Origin of the sequence: Saccharopolyspora hattusasensis, assembly GCF_050972075.1 — a bacterium.
In the GTDB taxonomy this organism is placed as follows: domain Bacteria; phylum Actinomycetota; class Actinomycetes; order Mycobacteriales; family Pseudonocardiaceae; genus Saccharopolyspora; species Saccharopolyspora hattusasensis.
This window is the reverse complement of the sequence record NZ_JBPCDC010000001.1, coordinates 5,962,684-5,981,774: the sequence shown is the minus strand read 5'-3', so window position 1 is coordinate 5,981,774 and position 19,091 is coordinate 5,962,684. Positions and strand designations below refer to the sequence as shown.

Genomic DNA, 19,091 nt, shown 5'->3' with positions numbered 1-19,091 from the left:
GCGATGCGGCCCATCCGCCCCTCAGACGCCGTGTTCCACCGGTTTGGAGCTGCGTCGTGGCCTGTGCCCTTGCCCACAGTCCCGTTAGCGCGCTGGCTCAAACTCGACCTCGCGGCCCTGTGCATGCTCTCGAATTCCTACTCGCTCTTGCATACGTCTGAGGGGCCCAGGTGACCACCAGTTGGCCTCTCCCATCAACTTCAACACCGCAGGAACCAAGGTCATTCGAATCACGGTTACATCCAGTAGGAGAGCTAGGATCATTCCTATCCCAACAAAGCGAAGCATTGTGATTCCAGACAGCGCGAACGCCCCGGTCACCGCAATCAACAAAAGCGCGGCGGCTGTGATGATCCGACCCGTTGCGGACAGCCCACCACGGATAGCGTCCTCAGTGGAGGCGCCGTTGACGCGAGCCTCCACTATTCGAGAAAGCAGAAGTACTTCGTAGTCGGTCGACAATCCGAACACAGCTGAAGCCATGAGGATCACGATGCCGATCTCCATCGGAGATGGTGTCACACCGAGCAGACTGGACCCGTGGCCTTCGACGAATATCCAGGTGAGAGCTCCGAACGTCGCCGATAGACTGAGTGCACTCATTACCACGGCCTTTATCGCCAAAAGAATCGAACCGAAAGCAAGAAGGACCAGGATCACGGTCGCACCGGTCAGCAAGACCGCAACCCATGGCAGCTTGTCAAGCGTAGTGCTCAGGCTGTCCACGTTCAACGCCGTTGCACCGCCTACCAGAACTTCGCTGTTTCTGGGATGGGTAAGTGTCCGGATGTCGCGGACAGCTTTGATCGACTCGGCGTGGTAAGGGTCGCCACGAAGTGCAGCGATAATGATCGCTACATTTCCCTTTTCTCCGGCCAATTCTGCTTGCTTAATTCCCTGCACCCGCCTGATCTGGCCGAGATAATTCCAGAGTGTCGCCTGATCCACTGGGGCGCCGTTAGTACTGCGTACAACTACTTGGACGTTACTGCTGCCCGTGGTTGGGAAATCTGTTTCCAGCTGCTCAGTAGCCTGTCGCGCGGGATCATTTGCGGGCAGCATCCGCTCATCTGGCGTACCAAACTGTATGTGGAGAACCGAGGATCCGAGTGCAACGAGGACCGCTGCGGTCGCCACCGTGGTCATTAATGGCCGCTTCATCACACGGTTAGCGAGCGCATACCAGAAGCAGTCGCCCTTGATCTCGCAGTGCTTCTTATGCAATCGCACTGAAAGCGCCCCTACCCGGTGGCCCAGCACGCTTAGGATGGCGGGCAAAAGGGTCAGCGATATAAGTGCGGCGAGCGCGACCGCTGATATCCCGCCAAAAGCAAGCGCTTTCAAGAACATCTGCGGGAACAGTGTGAGTCCTGCGAGAGCGGCGATCAGCATGGTTGCAGAGAACGCCACCGTGCGTCCCGCGCTAGCTACCGATCGACGGACTGCTTCACCGGTGTCTCTGCCCATTGCTAACTCTTCACGGAACCGACCGACTATGAAAAGGCCGTAGTCGATAGCCAATCCTAGTCCGAACAGGCTCGCGACGTTGATCGCGAACACGTTGACGTCGACAAACAATGAGATAGCGTTCAGCAGGCCAAGTGAACCGAACACCGCCAAGCTGCCAACCAAAACCGGAAGGGACGCTGCAACCACGCCTCCGAATATGGCCACCAGCAAGATCAGCACGATCGGAATCGACACGGCTTCGGCCAGTGCCAGATCGCTCAATGCGCGCTGTTCAATGCTGTCCTGAAGCGCGATATTACCGGCAACGCCAGTTCGCACTCCTGGGGCGTTCAAGGAGTCCCGAACCTCTCTATAAGCTTTTATCTTGTCACGTTCGTTGGCACCGGCGAGGGTGATTGCGGCAATGCCGCTGAGCCCGTCCGGACTTGCGAGCTGCGGATCCTGTGTTTGCCAATACGAGGTGACACGGATAACGCGATTCGTCGGCAGACCGTCGAGTGTCCTGCTAATCGAGCCGGCGATTACTGGGTCGTCTATTGTACGTCCATCCATGGCATCATAGACAACAAGGACGTCACCGCGCTGCGCCTCGACTACCCTCATCGCGATGCCGGTGGCCTTCGCAGCCTCGCTGCCTGGCACCTCATATCCGCCTCTGCTCATGCGATCGAAGACCTCGAAACCCCATACACCCCCAACGAGGACGCTGAGCAGCATGACGACCACGACCGGCCACCGAAACCTGTAAACGACAATTCCCCAGAAAGCGAACAAGGACAACCTCCTGTTCTTAAAACCTTAAGAGCCACACCTGCAATGACGTTAACTTTTTTTATCCGTTACACCGGGGATTAAACCTCAGCAAAGCACCCGATGTAGGGAGCCAGTACCCAAAGTTGATCTGTGGAGGTGTGAGCGTAGTACCTGGCAGGCTCAGACCCAGGGCTACCGCAAAATCCTTTGTGGAGGCTGGTGATCTGCGGTTGATATGTGGTGGGGGTGTAATGGACGGGGCATGGCTTCGCGGTGATCATCAAGGTTGCTGAAGCCTTGACCATCCGAGAGGGACCGTGTCCTCGGGAGTTCTCGGGCCCGACCAGGGTATGAAAACCAACACCACCATCGCGAGGAGTAGACCATGAGTGAGCAGGGAGGTGAGTAGGCCCGAATTGCACAGCGTGAAGCCCGGCAGCGCGATCAGCAACGCGGATATTCGGAGGTCTCGCTGCTGAGCTAGGCCATCGTACACAATGAACACGCATCCGAGGAGCACGGTGCACAATATCATCCCCGTCAGCCCAAAATTCGCATAGGAATCGGCCCACACGTTGGCATTGGCACTCATTTCCGAATTGCCATAATATACCTCTCCAATCAGGTGCGCAGGTGAGACCTGATAGGGATAGTCGACAATCTCGGCGAGCACGCTATGCCCGAGGTGCGCTTTGGGATTATTTGCAAAGTAGTCATAGTAGTTGTAGCTGTTGATTCCCGCACTCAGCACAAGTCGGCGCACAAATAGTGAACTCAGGGCCACACCGCCATTAACGAAGTCGAAAAAAGTGATCAACCCGACTCCTACAGCCGTGTAGCCGACGAGGTGCGGGCCAACCATTCTCTCCGGAAAGCGGCGGGACAACTGCGCCAACACTACCAGCAGCAGCATCGAAACGATGACTGACTTGAAACCGGTGAGCGAGTAAATCAGCAGCTGGACCGCGCCACCTGCGACGAGTAGCAACGGGTTGCGCCGAACGAATCCGGTGGCCAAGAGTGCCGGCCCCAGCACATACCCGATCCAACCCACGATATAGGGCCCCACCGGATTCACATCCTTGAGTGAATCTGTGTAGTCCCTGCGCACGTCGTAGACGTCGTCAAACGAAACCATGCGGAACTGAACACCGAATGTGATTGCAAAATACGACAACCCGCCTACGATAAGCAGCGCCATCACTACCCAAAATGCCTGAGCCGTAGCAGGGGGAACGACAATCCCTGGCGGGGATATACGGTAGATCAGACTCAATGCCATGAAGGAAATAGATAGTGTCAACACAAACGGGATCGGATTGGGTCGACCAGCGTTATCCACCAGTGCCATCGTAACGTGTACAGGTGCGACCACCAGAAAAAACAGAAGCCAGTACGCGAGCTGCGACGGCCTAGTTAACCTGGCTGGCAGTTGAGATGCAGCGGCTATATAGGACACGACGAACACCAACACTGTGGCAAGATTCGGAACTACGGCCGTGTATCCTTCATAGCCAAATGCCGGCGCAATTACAAGTACATATGCGGCGACGAGTGACGCCCCGTAGGCCAGGGTAAGTGCAAATCCAGCGATTCCAACACGGCGATACCGCGGACCGTTGCAAGTCCCCTTCCCGACGTGCTGCGGCACCATCTTTCCTCCTTTCTGGCTAGCATCCCTCAATCGGCGGCGGATGAGCGGTGCGATGTACGAATCGACGAAGGGCGGTCGAACGCATCCGGGTGGCGGCACTGGCTTCTCCGACATAGACCTGCCTCACCGACGCCGATGATCTCAGCAGGCACAGCGAGGACCCAAATACCACTACGGACCATTCTCAGTGTCCGATTCGACCGAGCACCAAAAGATCGACATCCGCCCATCGTGCAGGATCGAGCACTCCTCGCCCGTCGAACACCGTCTTTACGCCTGGAATATCCGCAGACGACAAGTTCCGATATTCGCTGTGATCAGCCTGAACCACGACACAATCGACGCTTTCTCCCTGCCGGTATGCCGTTAGCCCCATTTCCGTCAATTCTTCCGGAGTAAACAAAGGATCGTGCACGAGCGGTTCCGCTCGACGCTCCCGGAGTGCGGCAGCAGTTGCGAAAACCCCCGAGAAGGCGGCCTCCTTAACGCCGCCTCGATACGCAGCACCAAGAACGAGTGCTCGACGGCCATCGAGTCCACCCGCCGCGTGTTCAAGCAGGTCGATAATTTTGCTGGGCATAGCAGCATTCGCTTCACGAGCCGCTCGAGTCACACTGGCGTGTGGATCTCCGTAGGCGTAGATCTGGGAATACACCGGAAGGCAGTGCCCGCCCACAGCGATCCCCGGGCGATGCAGGTGGCTGAACGGCTGAGAATTACATGCTTCGATGACCTGGTGAATATCGACCCCGATCCGCTGGGCGTACAGTGCGAACTGGTTGGCCAACGCGATGTTGACGTCCCGGTAGGTGGTTTCGGCGAGCTTAGCCAGCTCCGCCGCCTCCGGCGATCCCATGTCCCACACACCATTGCGTTCAGCCAGTTCAGGTCGCTCATCGAAGGAAAGGACCTTGGAGTAGAATTCAATCGCGCGTTGCGCGCTCGCCTCGTCAACCCCACCGACGAGTTTGGGGTACCGTGCGAGATCAGCGAAGACGCGGCCCGAATACACGCGTTCCGGGCTGAAAGCGAGGAAGAAATCAACGCCGGGCCGCAGACCGGTGCTGGACTCCAGCATGGGCGCCAGCCGAGTTCTCGTTGTACCAACTGGCAGTGTTGTCTCATATAGAACGAGTGTTCCCGGCTGTAGCCCACGTGCTATGTCTCTTGTGGCGGAGTCCACGGCATCGAATACCGGGCTCCCCTGCGAGTCGATGGATAGCGGTACCACGACGACCACCACATCGCTCGTTTCCACTGCGCTGACTGTGTCGGTCGTGGGAAGCAGACAACGGGATGCCACTGCTTCAGCGAGCTTTTCTGGCAACTGGTGCTCACCCGGAAACGGGGGAATCCCCGCGCTGACGGCAGCGACCACAGACGGCGCGATGTCCGCACCGTAGACGACGTGGCCACCGCTGGCGAACTGCACGGCCAACGGCAAGCCGATCTTGCCGAGGCCGACGACGGTGATCTTCATTGCTCTCCCACCTTCACCATCGCGCCGCACTGCGCGGACCTACGCAGCGCCTCGGCGACGGACACGGTCATCAGGCCGTCCCGCAAAGTCACGATCGGGCTGTCGTCACCTCGCACAGCCGCGACGAACGCCCGGAGTTCGGTTTCCAGCGGTTCCGGTTTGGGAATCGCGAACCGCGTCATGTTGCCCTCTGACACGCCTCGGAACGTCGCCAAGGTCTCCCACTTCGAGGGTTGGGTTCCGTTTTCGTAGAAACTCAGATCCGCCGTCAGCGTGTCGGCAACGAAGCAACCACGGTCCCCACACACCACCACGACACGTTCCTTCATGGGAGAAAGCCAGTTCACGAGGTGCGTGGCAACGGTCCCGTTGACGAGTTCCGCGACAACGTTGACCAGATCCTCGACAGTGCGCCCGCTCTTGTAGGCGACCTTGGCGGCCACTGATCCATAGGCAGCGCCCATGACCCACGATGTCAGGTCGATGTCGTGCGTGGCCAGGTCGTAGATGACCCCGACATCGCTGATTCGCGCCGGGAAGGGCCCCTGGCGCCGCGTGAAGATCTGGTAGATCTCACCAAGCTCCTCGTTCGCCAACCTGTCCCGGAGATTTTGGAGCGCCGGGTTGAAACGCTCAATATGGCCGACACATGCGAGCACGTCGTTGTGCTCGAAAGCGTCCACGAGCAGGGACGCTGAGTTCTCATCATGAGCCAGCGGTTTCTCTATCAATGTGGGAATACGTGCCTCTGCAAGCAGGAGCCCCAGCGATGCGTGCGTCGCGGTGGGGGTCGCCAGAACGCACAGATCCGGGGCAAGTTTGAGCAGTTCGCTGACATCGGTCAGAACCTCGACGCCGTTCGCGCCCGCGCGCGCGTTGCGATCCGGTTCGACCGCTGCAATGAGCTCGACCCCCGGAAGTGAGCGAAGGATCCGGGCGTGGTTCCTTCCCATCGCACCGAGGCCGATTATCCCCGCCCGCAGTGTTGTCATCCCGCCACCGCCTCGCACACTTTTTCAACAATGAGAGATATGTCCGCCGTGCGCAGTCCCGGGTGAACCGGGAGGGAAAGGACACCACGGCTGGCCCGTTCAGCCACCGGACGGCAACCTTGAGCATCCCTCCCGACCTGGTAGGGCGGAAGTCGGTGCAAAGGTGTCGGATAGTGGACAGACGTACCGATTCCGGCCGCTCTTGTCCTGGCCTGAATTTCGTCACGATTGTCCACCTGCACCGTGTACTGGTGCCACACCGGTTCAGCATGCTCGGAAACCCTCGGGAGCGCCACCAGCGATGTGACGCCGGCTTGGGTGAAACCAGCGGACAGCTCCGCGGCATTGCGTCGGCGTGCGCTTGTCCAGTGCGGAAGCTTGCGGATCTGCACTCTGCCGATGGCGGCACTCAGCTCGGACATCCGTGCGTTGTAGCCGACGGTCTCGTACACGTATCGTTCAAGCATTCCTTGGTTGCGCAAGAGCCTCACGCGCCGTGCCAGGTCCTCGTCGGCGCACGTCACCATGCCACCTTCACCCGTGGTCATGTTCTTAGTCGGGTAGAAGCTGAATGCCGCTGCCGTGCCGAACGTTCCTACCGGCCTCGCTCGCCATGACGCTAGGTGCGCCTGTGCTGCGTCCTCCAGGACCGCTAGGCCGTGCCGACCGGCAATGGTCATCACCTCGTCGATTTCGGCCGGGTGGCCATAGAGGTGGACGGGGATGACTGCCGCGGTGCGAGGCCCGACGGCTGCCTCGAAGGATTGCGGGTCGATGCAGAGATGTTGGGGCTCAATGTCTACGAACACCGGCTCAGCTCCGGTAAGGAGTACGGCGTTCGCGGTGGCAGCGAAGGAAAACGCCGGAACAACGACTTCATCGCCTGGGCCGATGTCCATTGCATGCAGTGCGAGCAGAAGCGCACTGGTTCCCGAGTTGACTGCTACGCAGGGGCGACCATCGACGTATTGGGAGAACTCTGTCTCGAAGGCGGCGGTTTCCGGTCCCTGGGTAAGCAGGCCACTTTCGAGGACGCGGCGCACTGCCTCGAGCTCCTCCGCTCCTATGATTGGAGCAGCGATGGGAACGCTGGTGATCGCGTCGGTCACACTTCCTCCTCATGAAGCACTCCATCCAGTTCGCGGAAGCGCGCGCCTGTCCGAGGGCAGCGCCAACTACCCGCATCTTCCGCTTGCAACCGAACCCCGGCGCGGCTGACCCAACCGATGCGACGCGCCGGGTTACCCACCATAATCGCGAAATCGGGTACATCCCTTACGACAACCGCTCCCGCGCCGACCAGGGCCCAGCGGCCGATGACGACGGGCGCGACGCATACTGACTGAGCTCCCAGCGAGGCCCCCTCTAGCACGGTCACACCCACCGGTGTCCATCCGGAAGCATCTAGGGGAGTACCCGTCGGATCGACCGCACGGGGATATGCGTCATTGGTCAGCACCGCACCCGGGCCGACGAAGACACCGTCTCCCAGCTCAGCTGGGTGATAGATCAACGCGTAGTTCTGAATTTTGACGTTGTGGCCTATATAGACGGATCTGTCCACGCAGGCACCGCGCCCGATGACACATCCGCGGCCGACCTCGGCATTCTCGCGGACCTGCGCTAGATCCCATATCCGCGTGCCGTCTCCCACAGCGGCTGTTTCCGCGACGTCGGCTGTTCTGGCCACTATCGGGCCAGTTGTCGCGCCGACGGAGGCGCCTGCCGTGCCAATGTCCTCCGTCGATCGTATCTTTGATCCCTCACGACCCTCAGGGGTCCGAAGTGGACTACGTGGCTCTTGCACCCACGAGGATTGGGGTTGGGATTCCTGTGCGTGATTCATCGTCGACCGTCCTGGTGCTCAATCAGTTCGCGAAGCCTCGAAGTGCAGCGGGCGGTACCCGGCACATCGAGCTGTTTGGCCGGCTTCGAGGGTGGCGGTTCCAGATCGTCACGGGTGATGTCGACCTCTACACCCGACGTAGGTACAGGGTCCGCGAACCTGGTTTCACATCCGTGCGCGTCACTCATTACCAGCGCAACGACCACTGGCGGGTGCTGAATTGGCTCAGCTACTGTGCCGGTGCCTTCCGGGTCGGCATGCGTGGTGAACGCCCGGATGTCGTGTATGCTTCTTCGCCGCACCTGCTCACACCGCTCGTAGGATGGGTGCTCGCCCGACTGCGCGGTTCTCGTTTCGTCTTGGAGGTACGGGACCTTTGGCCCCAGACCTTGGTCGAGCTTTCCCACATGCGTGAGGGATCCGCGTCGCACCGCGCCTTCTCGGTATTGGAGCGCTGGCTGTGCTGGAAGGCCGATCACATCGTCACGGTGACAGACGGCTGGCTTCCTCATTTCGAGCGGCTGGGCGTCGACCCGTCCCGCATCACAACAGTGAGCAACAGCGCCGAGCCCGAGGATTTTCTCCCCAATCCGCAACTGGTGCCGCTTCGGGAACGTGTTCCCGTTCACGGCCGCCTCGTCGTATTCGCGGGTGCGCTTGGCGCTGCGAACGGGGTGCAGGCACTGGTCGACGCGGCCGCCGCCCTCCCTCAGCACACGTTCGTTCTCATTGGTGACGGGATGGTCAAACCCCGTCTCATCGCGTACGCAAGGGAACTTAGTCTGTCCAATGTGCATTTCTTGGACCCGATTCCCAAAGAAGAGTTCTGCGGCATTCTTGCGGGTGCGGACATCGCCGTGCACACAGTAGCCGACCTGCCACTCTTTCGTCGGGGGATGAGCCCCAACAAGCTGTACGACTATCTCGCGGCGGGGGTCCCCGTGGTCACCACGGCGGAAGGAGAACCGGAGACCATCGTCCAGTCCGCGGATGCGGGAATCCGCGTTCCTCCCGAGCAGCTTGCCACGGCCATCCGCAAGCTCGCCGAGCTCGACGAATCCGAACTCGCACGTATGAGTAGCAACGCAATTGCTTACGTCCGCCGCCACAAGTCGCGTACGGTACAGGCGCGGCGGCTTCAGACGGTACTGGACAAGCTGGTTTGAACGCGGTTCAGCCATGCGTACGTCCAAACATTAGCGGTTGCAGCACTTGTACGATCTCCTACCGTGAGCAGAACAAGCCGCCCGTTTCGACGACGCTGACCAGATCTCGCCGCAATATGTGCCGGACGACATGCGGTGACGCAACGCCCAACGTAAGTGGATCCTCCCGTTATGGGAGCGCTTCTGCCTCAGACGTCTTGGTCTGTGCGGTAGTGATCTGTCGGCCTCGGTCGATCCGAGCTCGTTGCGACGCTCAACAGCACGTCAGCGATCCGCTCTCGGGACCGGCCGTCCCACAGCTCTGGCATTGTCGATCGAGGCGGCTTCTCCAGAAACTCGCTGGCCGCCCGCACGATCCGCTTTGGATCACACCCCACGAGCCAGTTGGTGCCCTCCACCGTGGTCACCGGCCACTCCGTGTTTCGGCGCAGGGTGAGACAGGGGACTCCCAGCGCCGTCGTTTCGGCCTGCACCCCTCCGGAATCGGTGAGCACTATCGCTGCCGAGTCTTCGAGTGCCACGAAGTCCAGATACCCCAATGGATCCATGAGGAGGACTCCGGCGGGCGTCCGGCCGCGTAGGCGCGCGCGGGTACGGGGATGGACAGGGAAGACAAGTGGAAGCTTCCGTCCGACCTCGTCCAGCGCCGCCAGAAGGCTCGTCAGCACCTGCTCGTCATCGACGTTTCCCGGCCGGTGCAGCGTGACCAGACCAAATTTCCGCCTGGATAGCCCGAGTTCGGAAAGGATGGGGCGAGTCCGTGCCCGATCAAGGTTGGCCATCAAGGTGTCCACCATGACATTCCCGACCAAGTACGTCTGGTCCCGCCGGTACCCCTCAGCTCGGAGATTGGCCATTCCGTCGGCGGACGCAACGAGCAGCACATCGCTCACCCTGTCGACGGCGACGCGATTCAACTCCTCAGGCATACTCCGGTCGCCGCTGCGCAGGCCGGCCTCGACATGAGCCACCAACGCGCCACCCTTCGCGGCTACCAACGCGCAAGACAGGGTGCTGTTCACGTCACCGACGACCACAACGATGTCCGGGCGCAGTTCCAAGAACACCGGCTCGAACGCCAGCATGGTCCGCGCTGTCTGCTCGGCGTGCGTGCCGGACCCGATCTCGAGATGACGGTCCGGCCGACGGATCCCCAGATCCTCGAAGAAGACATCGTTCATCGCGCGGTCATAATGCTGCCCGGTATGCACCAGGATCGTTTCCGCGCCACGCTTCTCAAGCGCGTCCATGATCGGCTTTATCTTCATGTGGTTTGGGCGGGCACCCACAACGCAGGCGATGCGACTCATACCCGACATGGTTGTGTCCAGGTGACTCGACCGACGAACGAACACGCCGAAATCTCAGTGCCGCGACCTACGTTTCAGCCGATCCGGGCAACGCGATCGTCCAGAGGCCACAGTCGATCGATCACTCCGCTGATCGCCTCCCGTATGATCCTCGCTGCCTGGGCGTGGCTGGCGTCATCCTTTCCGTACGGATCTGGTACCTCATAGTCCTGGTCTGCCAGAGGTGGGTTCAGCCCTCTGGAGTCACGCACGAACTCCCGGATCGTCCGAGCTCTCAGGATGGGGTCAGCAGGCAGCTGATGAGCATTGAAATCGAGGTTCCCAAGAAGATAAGCGAACTCTCGAAGCGTGAAAGCAGTCTTCAGCGCGGGCGGGTGGTGTTCCACCACGATCGCTCGGTGCCCGAGCGTGGCGGTAAGGACCAGATCAGCATTGCTGACAGTGTCCGCGGCGAACTGCGTCGCCACGAAGCCTGCCGCATCCAAACCAAGAGCGCGAAGATGCGTTTCGCTCTGCCGGTCCATGGCAGCGCCATGCAGCGCGTGAGTTCCGGCGCTGCGCGTGATCACCCTGTTCGCGTCCTGCACGCTGAGGCGGTTGTCGATGAGCCACCGCGCGACTCGCTCGGCGAACGGCGACCGGCAGACGTTGCCAGTGCACACGAAAATAATGGCGAACCGTTCCCGCTGCGCGCCGATCGTAGTCATCACTGAACATCCCGTTCTGGTCAGTGACCGGTCCGCGTCAAAGGTGCGGGCCCTCGCTGTGGCATCGTGCCGACCCGCGCCCCACCTCCTGGGAAACAACGCCGTGTCGATGCTGTCAGCTCTCGAACCAGGCCGCCGTTTCCGGGACATAGGTTACACCTAGCAAACCGGACGCGACGCAGCAAACAGATCACCCGGGCGAATGATGTCTCCCCGCGGCAATTCCGCACCACCGACGCGCTGCGGCGGGTCGTGTGTTGACGCAGATGGAACTGCGACCACTCTGAAGCGTCGTCAGGCGATCCGCGAAGCGGTAAGGCAGTCTTGCGTCATGAGGGATCACATCGCGGGTACGCGGGCACCGATGCACGTGGTAGGGGCCGGTGGCCTGGGTAAAGAGGTGCTGGACGCGCTGTTCGCGGCTGGGTGGAAAACTGACGAGATCGTCTTGGTCGATGATCGGCTGCGCGCCGAAGAAGTGCACGGAGTGCCGGTTCGGCGACCTGATCAAGCTAACCGTGGCTCATATGTCGTCGCGGTGGGAGATCCTGCGGTGCGCCGCATGCTCGCTGAGCGGATGAGTCTGCGCGGGCTCACGCCGTCCGCCGTTGTTCATCCTCGTGCCACTCTCGCGCATGACGTGGTCCCTGTTGAGGGCTGCGTCATCCTGGCAAATGCGTTCGTCTCGACTGGCGTCGCGATGGGGCCGCACAGTCAGGTCCACTACAACGCCACCATCGGGCACGACACGCTGTTGCGCGAATACGTCACCGTACTTCCCGGGGCGAACATCGCGGGCAGTGTTCTTCTGGACCAGGCCGTCACGGTTGGCAGCAACGCCTGTGTGCTGCAAGGACTTCACGTTAGGGCGACGTCCTTCGTGGGAGCGGGCGCGGTGGTCACCAGGGACCAGCCAGCTGGCGTCACTGTGGTTGGGGTACCGGCAAGGCAACATCGTCCCGATTAGCCCCGGTCTATCGCGACAGGAGTACGGGGACGCTCCGCCGCCAGCGACGGAAACAGCGCAGGCGGCACGCTCGGCTGGGCACCGTGCGTGCCGCCTGGTTCCCGGTTCCTCAGCTATCGGTCTGTCTGGCCCGTCACCGCACTGCGGTGGATGTAAGGACCTGGTTGGGGTTTGGGTAACAGCTCGTGGGTACATTCGCGGTGATGATCCTGCCACGAACCTTTGCGTCGAAGGTGAGAAGCGACGTGCCAGGAGATCCGTCGAGAGTGGTCTTCACCGGACCGTTCGCGGCAGGGCCTGCCTGCACGTTGAGGATCAGGGTCGGCAGCTTGAAGGGAATCCCGGCGCGAATGGGGCCCGGAATGCGGAAAACCAGGTAGCCACCGGAGACGCTGACCTTAACAGGACCAGTGTTGTAGCCGTCACGCAGTCTGTGGGACAGATAAGTCGAGTTTGTCGGCAGAGGTACCTTCAGTTCGATGTTCCTGACCGAGTAAACGCGCCGATGATCGATGTGCAGCGGAATGCTGTTGCGGGCCGGCTCGATGACGATGGAGAAGCTCTGGTTTGCGTTGACGGATGCAGGTGCGATCGCCCTGGCGATGTCCTGGTAGGCGAACCCGTTGACGGGTCCCAAGGGTGTCTGACCCTGGCACTGGTAGGTCAGAATGCGCGGCTTCTCTCCGGCCACCGGGCTGGCTGCGGATGCCGGCGCGACGAAGGTTGCCGCCGACAGGAGCACGAGGGGAACCCAAAGCTTTCGGCCTGTTAGGCGACGTAGATCGGTAACCATGTCGTATCAACTCTCCTGGGGATCAGCTGTTCCACGCGACGACCGAGGATTGGTTGTCTTTTTACTTCTACCGAATGCACTGACATGCGAATCGCAATGCGTTTTGACTCGCGCGTACCGCTTCTCATTCAACAACACCTCAGGAATGCGGCAACCGCTACTGAGGATTCTTGACCGATCGGTTGACAGTACGACTCTTGCGCTTGGAATTATCGTCTTCTTTCGGAACGCCGAGTGGCGGAGGGGACTTATCCTGTTGTGGAAAGCCGGGGTTGACGCCACCTGCACCTGCGATTCCGCGGGGATACACGAGCTGAGCGACAGTGAGAAGGATGATCCACAGGTCCAAGCGGAAGGACCGGTGCGCGATGTACCAGAGGTCGAGTTCAATCCTTTCCGGCCAGGTCAACAGGTTTCTTCCATGCACCTGAGCCCATCCGGTGATGCCTGGCAGCACGTCCAGGCGCCGACGTTGTTCGCGCGTGTAGTGCTGCACCTGGCTGGGCAGAGTCGGTCTGGGACCGATCAGACTCATGTCACCACGCAGCACGTTCCACAGTTGTGGCAGTTCGTCCAAACTGGACTTCCTGAGAAGGTGGCCGACGCGCGTGAGCCGCTCTGGGTCCGAACAGCGTACGGCAGTGGCGGATCGCATGGTACGAAACTTGAGGATCTGGAACGTGGCCCCGTCCTTGCCTGCGCGCTCCTGCCGGAATAGCACGGGGTGCCCCATCGTCAGCAGAACCAACAAGCCGATGATCAGGCAGAGTGGAATGATCAAGATTGCGCTTAGCAGCACCACTACCACGTCGACAGCTCGTCTCATGCCTCCCCCGGTGGCACCGTCGCGGCAGTTCGAAGCACCCGCTTCACCGCGTGAGCCATGTCGCGAACATCACCGTCAGAAAGCCTTGGATTGAGGGGAAGGGCTAGTGACGTGGCACCCAATTCAGCGGCAACTGGCAGGGTTCCCGCAGGTCGACCCGTCGTAGCGAAAGCACGTTCGCGATGGATCTCCGCGCAGCCGCCGTGTAGACAGGGCACACCCTCAGCGTTGATCGCTTCGACAACCCGATCACGCGTCCATCCTTCCGCGAGGTCGTCGGTTCGGATGTGCGCGTAGAACCGGTAGTAGACGGGATCCATTCCCCGGGGAATCCTGGGAATCCTGAGTGCGGGTGCCTCCTGCAGCGACTCACGCAGCAACTGTCCGTGAGATCGACGTGTCGCCACCCAACTGCTCAACTTCCGCAATTGACTGCGCCCGACTGCCGCCTGGACCTCCGTCATCCTGGCGTTGGTTCCAAAACTGTCATGTATCCAACGAAACCCTGGAGGTCTCGGCGTCCGTTGGTGCACGGCGTGGTAACTCTTGCCGTGGTCCTTCAGCTCCCAGCACCGGCGGAAAAGGTCTTCGTCGTTGGTCGTGATCGCTCCCCCTTCGCCGGCAGTTGTCATAATCTTGTCCTGGCAGAAGGACCAAGCAGCGAGATCGCCGAAGGTGCCGACTCCACGTCCTGTGACTGTGGCGCCATGCGCCTGCGCGCAGTCCTCGATCAGGCCCAGGCCACGGGACCGGGCGAGTTCCAGCAGCTTCGGGGCGTCTGCCGGAAAGCCTGCCAGGTGCACCACCACGACTGCCTTGGTGTGCTCTGTGATGGAAGGATCCACTGTGGAGGCCGTCAGACACTGGGTGTCTCGGTCGACGTCGACTACCACAGGTTCCGCTCCACATGCGACCACGGCGCTTGCCGTGCCAATGAACGTGGCGGCGGGAACGATCACTTCGTCGCCAGGTCCGGCGCCCCATGCACGCAATGCGATCTCGAGCGCGACCGTCCCGTTTGCAACTGCCACGGCATGCCGGGCACCAGTCCAGTCGGCGAATTCCTGCTCGAACCGATGCCCCTCGGTCCCGGTCCAGTAATTTACGCGTCCCGACCGCAGTACCGCAGCAACGGCCTCCTGATCGTCGCTGTCGAAGTGCGGCCAACTCGGGAATGGTGTTCGACGAACAGGTTCACCGCCGTCGATGGCCAGAATGTCCGTCAGGGGCAGAGCATGCATGTGCTTCACTCTTCACTCGCTGCCAAGAGGATTGAGAGTCGCACCCATCGGGTTCTCCTCTATCTTGGTGCGGGCTCTGCTAATCCAGTACGCGGTGCCCTAGCCAATTCGAGTGACCCTTGTGGACTCTTTTCAAGCGGTACTGCAGCAAAGAATCTATCTGAGCAGGAGATCTCCCGCACGACGAGAACGCCGACGGTCAATCTTTGGGTTGAAGTTGTCGCGGTACACCGCAGCGATCCCAGCTCATCGGGCGGATCAAGCAGTTCTTCGTCAACAGGGTTGCTCGTTGGGATGATCGCGGCGTGCCGAGGTCTTCAAGGTCGTCACGTGAGCAGGCCCGTGGTGACAAGCGTGTTGCCGCTAGACGGGGTTCGAGTCGTTGCATGCGCGTCGTATGCACGCTCGGAGATGTTCGATCGCGGTGAGGGCAGGTCGATGTGGCGAGGGTGTTGGGTGTGTCGCAGCAGACCGCATCGAAGTGGCACCCGTCGTGGTTGGCCGGTGGCCGCGAGGCGCTGGAGGGTGTGGGGCGGATGCGCAAGCTTTCCGACTAGCAGTTGGCTGAGGTCGAGGCCGAGTTGATCAAAGGTCCGCGCGCCAAGGGTTTTGCTATCGAGATGTGGACTCTGGCGAGGGTGACCGAGGTGTTCGAATGCCTCACTGGGGTGCGGTACTCGCAGAGGCAGAGATGGACGATCGTGCGGTTGGGCTGGAGTCGGCAGCGCCGAGCACGGGCGTGCCGCCGAGCGCGAGGATGCCCCGATCGAGGGGTGGGTGAAAACCGAATGGCCTCGGATAAAGGCTGGGCCCGGCGGCGAGGGGCATGGCTGTGTTTCCAGAGGAAAGCGGATTCTCCGTGCTCCCAGCAGTGAGAGCCACCTGGACGCCGAGGGCCGGACCCGGTGCTGCGACACCGGTGGGTTCGCCTGGACGCGCATGTCGATGTCCGCGGCCCTGGCCTACCAGCCCGACCGCAGCCAGGCCACGTTGGTGTTCCAGGCCAAACCGGGCATCTACAACACCGCCTCGTTGATCGAGTTCCTCACCGCCCTGCACGACCATCTCGACGGAGATCCGGTGACGCTGATCTGGGACGGGCAAAGAGGGGTCCGCCCACCGGTCCAAAGACATGAAGGACTGGTTGACCACACAGCGGCATTGGCTTGTCGTGCAAAGACTTCCCCCATACACACCCGAGCTCAACCCCTGTCGAACAGATCTGGGGCAACGTCAAAGCCACCGAACCGGCCAACCCCTGCCCCGAAGCCCCATCGACATGGGGCTCACACCGCCGCATAGTGCTTGGGGGATCTTGTAGAGGGCTAGGACACCCCAAGCTTCTTTTGGGCTTGTCAGCCGGAGTTCGGCGAGAAAAGGTGTGCTGCGGAGGCGAGGGTGAAGATGGTCCGGCTTGTGGGGAACACCGTAGCCGGAAGCCGTTCATGCCAGCCGTTCCTTCTGGCGGCTGACCAGTTCGGTCGAGGAGAAACTGGTCTGTTCGGTTCGAGCGGAGAGGTCCGCCTTGGCGCACTGGCTCATCGCCGCGACTTCCCCCTTTAGCAACGCCAGTGCTTCGAGTTGGGTCGCCTCCAGGGGAGGAACGGCGACGTGGGAGATCGCCGGGTGCAGTGGCCTCTCGTCAAACTCGCCAGATCCGAACAGCTCCTCGTGAAGCTTCTCTCCCGGCCGCAGTCCTGTGTAGACGATCGGCGTCGGTCGGCCAGCCATGCTCATGAGCTGCCGTGCGACGTCCGTGATTCGGACCGGTGCGCCCATGTCTAGTACGAGCGCCTCGCCCGGCCTGCCGATGGCCGCCGCCTGGATCACCAATTGCACGGCTTCGGGGATCGTCATGAAGAACCGCGTGACGTCTGGGTGGGTGATGGTGATGGGGCCTCCGTTGCCGATCTGCTCGGTGAATGTCGTGATGACCGAACCCCGGCTGGCGAGCACGTTGCCGAAACGCACGGAGAGGAACGTTCCCTCGGTTTCGGTCGCGACGTGCGCGGTGAGCCGCTCACCAACCCTCTTCGAGCAGCCGAGAATGCTAGTCGGGTTCGCGGCCTTGTCCGTCGAGATATTGACGAACCTTTCCACACCCGCCGATCGGGCGGCGTTGAGCACGTGCGCCGTTCCAAGCACATTGGTCTTCCACGCCTCCGACGGATACCGTTCGAGCATGGGCAGGTGTTTCAGTGCGGCAACGTGAAAGACGACGTCAGGTCGATACTTGTCGAAGATGCTCCGTATCGCGTCCCTGTCCCGGATGTCGGCCAGGATGACGTCATGAGAGTCCAGCAACGCGCGCCCGCTAAGTGAGAGCTGGACAGCGTGGAGTGCGGACTCGTCCCGATCGACCATGAACAGCTCAGCCGGCCTGAACTGGTGGATCTGCTGGCACAGCTCGGACCCGATGGAACCGCCCGCACCCGTCACCAGGACTCGTTTGCCAGAGAGAAAGCCAGCGATGGAGGGGACGTCAGTGTCGATCTGCCTGCGCCCCAGAAGATCGGTGATGTCGAGGTTGCGGAGATTGGAGACGTCGACCCACGGGCTCACGATCTGACTCAAAGGGGGGAGGACCTTCACCGCTAGTCCGCTGTCGGTCGCAGCGCGGGACGCCTCCCGGAGAGCGGTGGCGTCTGCGTTGCGCACGGCAATCACGAGTTGTGTGGCCCCGGTTCCTACGGCTACCGCAGCGATGTGCTCCCGGGTGCCTCGCACCGGAACGCCTTCGATGCGAAGCCTGCGCTTGGTCGGGTCGTCGTCGAGAAGGGCGATGGGCAGGTAGCCACTACTGGGGTCAGAAAGCATGGAGCGGACGAGTTGCTGCCCGGTGACCCCTGCGCCGAGAACGATCACTCGTTGGGAAGAAGACCGGTCTGGGCGCGTGGAGCGTTCTCGGTACCGACGAATGGCCAGTCGGACGATCCACGACAGGAAGAGTGCCATGAGCGTCGCGCTCATCGGCACGGAACGCGGGACCAAGGGCTCGGGCATGGCGAGATCGGCGGCGATGATGACCACGCCCACCAGCAGGACTGCCCACGCCATGTGAACTGCTTCGTCGACACTTCCCACCCAGTATCGTCCACGATACATCTGCAGGCCAGTACCGATCGCCAATTGCCCGGCGAACGCCAGGCCAGCGAGGAGGGCAAGATCAACCCATTCGGGCTCAGTCATCTCGAACTCGTACCGGAACCAGGTGGCGACCACGAGCGCGATTCCCCAATTAGCACAGTCAACGCACGCGAGCCCGAACCGTCGTACCCTGCTTTGCCATGCACTGGTTGTCACCACTGGTATGCCTCCAGGCCGGATGTGTTGGTGTCGAATGCGGAACACGGAAACCCCTGTCACTCGGCCAAGAGAACTGAACAATCCGGTGATTTACGCTGCAACCTGAGAGCTCTTCCTGATGCAGCTTGCGCGCCGCTTCGGAGTGGCTCTGCGGGATCGCGTTGTCGCTGGTCGCAGTGCCTCGGGGGGCGGCTACAGGACGACACGCTAGATCAGCAAGGATTCCCTTGATGAGTGGAGCGACACGCCGAACCCGATCACAGATCAATGAACCCCCCGGGTGTGATGGCAGGGTTCCGGCAAAGTCGTTTCGCCCCGGATGAAGGACGGGCACGGCTCTTGTTGATCATGTGAGTGTCTACGTCCCATGATCATGTGAGAGAGCCGTGCCCACTGACCCATCCTGCCCGAGTCCTGGTGTTCTGGATCGTCTGGCCCCGCTGTCCGGCGGTGGACCGGAAACTGGCCGTTGACGAGGTGGCTGAATCTGCGGAGATGCTTTGCTGACGTGGTGATCCGCGGCATCGGCGGGGCGTGCGGCACTCGCTGGTATCGATCGTGGGTATCGCGGCCGTGGCCG

14 protein-coding genes and 1 pseudogene are annotated in these 19,091 nt (G+C 61.2%); 2 read left to right on the top strand and 13 right to left on the bottom strand.

Annotated features, from left to right (window positions below):
• Positions 1-84: 84 nt before the first annotated feature.
• From ACRXBZ_RS28630 to ACRXBZ_RS28600, 7 genes and pseudogenes are all read right to left on the bottom strand, one after another.
• Positions 85-2,187 (bottom strand): MMPL family transporter, encoded by a 2,103-nt coding sequence (locus ACRXBZ_RS28630; RefSeq protein ID WP_433883995.1) that lies wholly within the window; start codon positions 2,185-2,187, stop codon positions 85-87.
• Between the two features lie 316 nt (positions 2,188-2,503).
• Positions 2,504-3,877, bottom strand: coding sequence for a hypothetical protein (locus ACRXBZ_RS28625; RefSeq protein ID WP_433881714.1), 1,374 nt, complete (start codon positions 3,875-3,877; stop codon positions 2,504-2,506).
• 184 nt (positions 3,878-4,061) lie between these two features.
• The gene (locus ACRXBZ_RS28620; protein ID WP_433881713.1) at positions 4,062-5,357 is read right to left on the bottom strand and encodes a nucleotide sugar dehydrogenase; all 1,296 of its coding nucleotides are present in this window, start codon (positions 5,355-5,357) and stop codon (positions 4,062-4,064) included.
• A complete protein-coding gene (locus ACRXBZ_RS28615; protein WP_433881712.1) occupies positions 5,354-6,349 on the bottom strand; it encodes a Gfo/Idh/MocA family oxidoreductase in 996 nt (331 codons plus the stop codon). The genes ACRXBZ_RS28620 and ACRXBZ_RS28615 overlap by 4 nt, the downstream gene beginning before the upstream one ends.
• Complete coding sequence (locus ACRXBZ_RS28610; RefSeq protein ID WP_433881711.1) at positions 6,346-7,458, bottom strand: DegT/DnrJ/EryC1/StrS family aminotransferase; 1,113 nt, start codon at positions 7,456-7,458, stop codon at positions 6,346-6,348. The genes ACRXBZ_RS28615 and ACRXBZ_RS28610 overlap by 4 nt, the downstream gene beginning before the upstream one ends.
• On the bottom strand, positions 7,455-7,913 hold the full coding sequence (locus tag ACRXBZ_RS28605) for an acyltransferase (protein WP_433883994.1): 459 nt from the start codon (positions 7,911-7,913) through the stop codon (positions 7,455-7,457). The genes ACRXBZ_RS28610 and ACRXBZ_RS28605 overlap by 4 nt, the downstream gene beginning before the upstream one ends.
• A gap of 9 nt (positions 7,914-7,922) precedes the next feature.
• Positions 7,923-8,195: pseudogene (locus ACRXBZ_RS28600) on the bottom strand (hypothetical protein); the annotation flags it as partial.
• Here ACRXBZ_RS28600 and ACRXBZ_RS28595 point away from each other — a divergent pair.
• On the top strand, positions 8,183-9,361 hold the full coding sequence (locus ACRXBZ_RS28595; RefSeq protein WP_433881710.1) for a glycosyltransferase family 4 protein: 1,179 nt from the start codon (positions 8,183-8,185) through the stop codon (positions 9,359-9,361). The pseudogene ACRXBZ_RS28600 and the gene ACRXBZ_RS28595 overlap by 13 nt on opposite strands.
• Before the next feature lie 188 nt (positions 9,362-9,549).
• On the opposite strand, the gene wecB is transcribed toward ACRXBZ_RS28595, so the two are convergent.
• Both wecB and ACRXBZ_RS28585 read right to left on the bottom strand, forming a co-directional pair.
• A complete protein-coding gene (gene wecB, locus ACRXBZ_RS28590) occupies positions 9,550-10,671 on the bottom strand; it encodes a non-hydrolyzing UDP-N-acetylglucosamine 2-epimerase (protein ID WP_433883993.1) in 1,122 nt (373 codons plus the stop codon).
• A 74-nt stretch (positions 10,672-10,745) separates the two neighbouring features.
• Positions 10,746-11,378: an arsenate reductase/protein-tyrosine-phosphatase family protein gene (locus ACRXBZ_RS28585; RefSeq protein ID WP_433881709.1), complete on the bottom strand. Its 633-nt coding sequence runs from the start codon at positions 11,376-11,378 to the stop codon at positions 10,746-10,748.
• Positions 11,379-11,580: 202 nt separating this feature from the next.
• Between ACRXBZ_RS28585 and ACRXBZ_RS28580 the strand changes: the two genes are divergently transcribed.
• Positions 11,581-12,345 carry a NeuD/PglB/VioB family sugar acetyltransferase gene (locus ACRXBZ_RS28580; protein WP_433881708.1) on the top strand — a complete coding sequence of 255 codons (765 nt, stop codon included), beginning with the start codon at positions 11,581-11,583 and terminating at the stop codon, positions 12,343-12,345.
• 133 nt (positions 12,346-12,478) lie between these two features.
• Here ACRXBZ_RS28580 and ACRXBZ_RS28575 read toward each other — a convergent pair whose 3' ends face one another.
• The 4 genes from ACRXBZ_RS28575 to ACRXBZ_RS28560 all read right to left on the bottom strand — a co-directional run bounded on the left by ACRXBZ_RS28575 (position 12,479) and on the right by ACRXBZ_RS28560 (position 18,511).
• Entirely contained in the window at positions 12,479-13,087 is a 609-nt protein-coding gene (locus ACRXBZ_RS28575; RefSeq protein ID WP_433881707.1) for a hypothetical protein, read from the bottom strand.
• Between the two features lie 208 nt (positions 13,088-13,295).
• Positions 13,296-13,946: a sugar transferase gene (locus ACRXBZ_RS28570; RefSeq protein ID WP_490885427.1), complete on the bottom strand. Its 651-nt coding sequence runs from the start codon at positions 13,944-13,946 to the stop codon at positions 13,296-13,298.
• Between the two features lie 14 nt (positions 13,947-13,960).
• Positions 13,961-15,205, bottom strand: a complete 1,245-nt coding sequence (locus ACRXBZ_RS28565) for a DegT/DnrJ/EryC1/StrS family aminotransferase (RefSeq protein WP_433883992.1) — start codon at positions 15,203-15,205, stop codon at positions 13,961-13,963.
• A gap of 1,443 nt (positions 15,206-16,648) precedes the next feature.
• A complete protein-coding gene (locus tag ACRXBZ_RS28560; RefSeq protein ID WP_433881705.1) occupies positions 16,649-18,511 on the bottom strand; it encodes a polysaccharide biosynthesis protein in 1,863 nt (620 codons plus the stop codon).
• Positions 18,512-19,091 lie beyond the last annotated feature (580 nt).